Source organism: Ruegeria sp. O11 (assembly GCF_056535285.1).
This window is the reverse complement of record NZ_JBQERS010000036.1, coordinates 1-2,986: the sequence shown is the minus strand read 5'-3', so window position 1 is coordinate 2,986 and position 2,986 is coordinate 1. Positions and strand designations below refer to the sequence as shown.

Genomic DNA, 2,986 nt, shown 5'->3' with positions numbered 1-2,986 from the left:
CCCAATGAGCTATAAATCCGATATTGAGATTGCCCGTGAGGCAAACAAGAAGCCGATTCAGGAGATCGGTGCCAAGCTGGGCATTTCCAGTGATGATCTGCTGCCCTACGGCCACGACAAGGCGAAAGTCAGTCAGGATTTCATCAATTCGGTTCAGGACCGTGAAGATGGCAAGCTGATCCTGGTCACGGCGATCAACCCGACCCCTGCGGGTGAAGGCAAGACGACCACTACAGTTGGTCTGGGCGATGGCCTGAATCGCATCGGCAAGAACGCGATGATCTGTATCCGCGAAGCCTCGCTTGGCCCGAACTTCGGCATGAAGGGCGGCGCTGCGGGTGGCGGTTACGCGCAGGTTGTTCCGATGGAAGAGATGAACCTGCACTTCACGGGTGACTTCCACGCGATTACTTCGGCCCACTCGCTGCTGTCGGCAATGATCGACAACCACATCTATTGGGGTAACGAGTGCGAGATCGACACCCGCCGCGTCGCATGGCGCCGTGTGGTCGACATGAATGACCGTGCGCTGCGCCAGATCACGGCGTCTCTGGGCGGCGTGTCGAACGGCTTCCCGCGCGAAGCTGGCTTTGACATTACCGTGGCGTCCGAAGTCATGGCGATCCTGTGTCTGGCAAACGACCTGAAGGATCTGGAAAAGCGTTTGGGCGACATCATCGTCGCTTACCGCCGTGACAAGACCCCGGTTTACTGCCGCGACATCAAGGCCGAAGGCGCAATGACCGTGCTGCTGAAAGACGCGATGCAGCCAAACCTGGTGCAGACGCTGGAAAACAACCCGGCCTTTGTTCACGGTGGGCCTTTCGCAAACATCGCGCATGGCTGTAACTCGGTCATCGCCACCAAGACCGCTCTGAAAGTGGCTGACTATGTCGTTACTGAAGCGGGCTTTGGTGCTGACCTGGGTGCCGAGAAGTTCATGAACATCAAGTGCCGCAAGGCGGGCATTGCCCCGTCGGCTGTTGTTCTGGTTGCCACCGTGCGCGCGATGAAGATGAACGGCGGCGTTGCCAAGGCCGATCTGGGTGCGGAAAACGTTGACGCTGTGAAATCGGGCTGTGCCAACCTCGGCCGTCACATCGAAAACGTGAAATCCTTCGGTGTGCCGGTTGTTGTCGCCATCAACCACTTTGTCACTGACACCGATGCCGAAGTACAGGCGGTCAGCGACTATTGCGGCGAACATGGCGTCGAGGCGGTTTTGTCGCGCCACTGGGAGCTGGGCTCGGAAGGCTCTGCGCCGCTGGCCGAGAAGGTTGTCGAGATCGTCGAAGGCGGCAGCGCCAACTTCTCGCCGATTTACCCCGACGACATGCCACTGTTTGAGAAGATCGAAACCATCGCCAAGCGTATCTATCGCGCGGATGAGGTTCTGGCCGACAACAAGATCCGTAACCAGCTGAAAGAATGGGAAGAGGCAGGCTATGGCAATCTGCCGGTCTGCATGGCGAAAACACAGTATTCGTTCTCGACCGACCCGACCCTGCGCGGCGCGCCCACCGGCCACTCGGTTCCGGTGCGTGAGGTCCGCCTGTCCGCCGGTGCCGGTTTCATCGTGGTTGTCTGCGGTGAGATCATGACCATGCCCGGTCTGCCCCGCAAGCCGGCCGCGGAAACCATCTGCCTCAATGACGCAGGTGAGATCGAGGGCTTGTTCTAAGCCGCCGAATAAGACATCTCGTGGTCCGGGGAATTCCCGGGCCATGAGGAGACAAACATGCCCACTCTGACACCTCCAAAAGACTGCCACTCAATGCGGGAGTTGCGGGTTCAGATCGACAAGCTGGATCGGCAGCTGATCGAGATGTTGGTGGCGCGTGCAGGTTACATCGACCGCGCATCCGCGCTGAAGCCGGGCGAGGGCTTGCCTGCACGTATTCCGGAGCGTGTCGAGGATGTGGTGCAAAAAGTGCGTATGAATTCGGACGAGCTGGGTATGGATCCTGACCTTGCCGAAAAACTATGGCGCACCTTGATTGATTGGTCGATTGCGCGCGAGGAACGCGTGCTCGGCCCCGACTGAATGACCGGGCGCTTTGTGCGCCCGATCCGTTTTTTGAAAGAAGGGATCAAAGGATGGTAGCTCAAGTCATCGACGGTAAGGCCTTTGCCGCCAAAGTGCGCGCGCAGGTGGCTGACCAGGTTGCGAAACTGAAGGAAGAAAACGGCATCACACCGGGTCTGGCGGTGGTTCTGGTGGGCGAGGATCCGGCCAGTCAGGTCTATGTCCGCTCGAAGGGCAAGATGACCGTTGAGGTCGGTATGAACTCATACGAGCACAAGCTGGATGCAGACACCTCCGAAGAAGACCTTCTGGCGCTGATCGACAAGCTGAACAACGATCCTGCCGTACACGGTATTCTGGTGCAGCTGCCGCTGCCCAAGCACCTGAACGAAGACCTGGTGATCAACTCGATTGATCCGGCGAAAGATGTAGACGGGTTCCATATCTCGAATGTCGGCCTGCTGGGTACGGGTCAGAAATCGATGGTGCCCTGCACGCCGCTGGGCTGCCTGATGATGCTGCGCGACCACCATGGCTCTCTGTCGGGCATGGATGCTGTTGTAATTGGCCGCTCGAATATTGTGGGCAAGCCGATGGCGCAGCTGCTGCTGGGCGACAGCTGCACCGTGACCATCGCGCATAGCCGCACCAAGGACCTGCCCGACGTGGTACGCCGCGCGGACATCGTCGTCGCCGCCGTAGGCCGCCCCGAGATGGTGCCGGGTGACTGGATCAAGGAAGGCGCGACCGTAATCGACGTGGGCATCAACCGGATCGAACGTGACGGCAAGAACAAGCTGGTTGGCGATGTGGACTATGCCAGCGCGGCCGAACGCGCAGGTGCAATCACTCCGGTACCCGGTGGCGTAGGCCCGATGACGATCGCCTGCCTGCTTGCGAATACGCTGACCGCCGCGTGCCGGGCGAATGGCCTGCCAGAACCCGAAGGCCTGACAGCGT

The 2,986-nt window shown here is 59.6% G+C and carries 3 protein-coding genes; all 3 read left to right on the top strand.

Annotated features, from left to right (window positions below; translation table 11 throughout):
- The first annotated feature begins 4 nt into the window (after window positions 1-4).
- Complete coding sequence (locus tag ACRZ91_RS22090) at window positions 5-1,681, top strand: formate--tetrahydrofolate ligase (RefSeq protein ID WP_260023057.1); 1,677 nt, start codon at window positions 5-7, stop codon at window positions 1,679-1,681.
- 57 nt (window positions 1,682-1,738) lie between these two features.
- The gene (locus tag ACRZ91_RS22085) at window positions 1,739-2,044 is read left to right on the top strand and encodes a chorismate mutase (RefSeq protein ID WP_010442824.1); all 306 of its coding nucleotides are present in this window, start codon (window positions 1,739-1,741) and stop codon (window positions 2,042-2,044) included.
- Between the two features lie 53 nt (window positions 2,045-2,097).
- Window positions 2,098-2,986, top strand: an 889-nt coding sequence (folD, locus tag ACRZ91_RS22080) for a bifunctional methylenetetrahydrofolate dehydrogenase/methenyltetrahydrofolate cyclohydrolase FolD (protein WP_170474711.1), incomplete at its 3' end; no start/stop codon positions are given.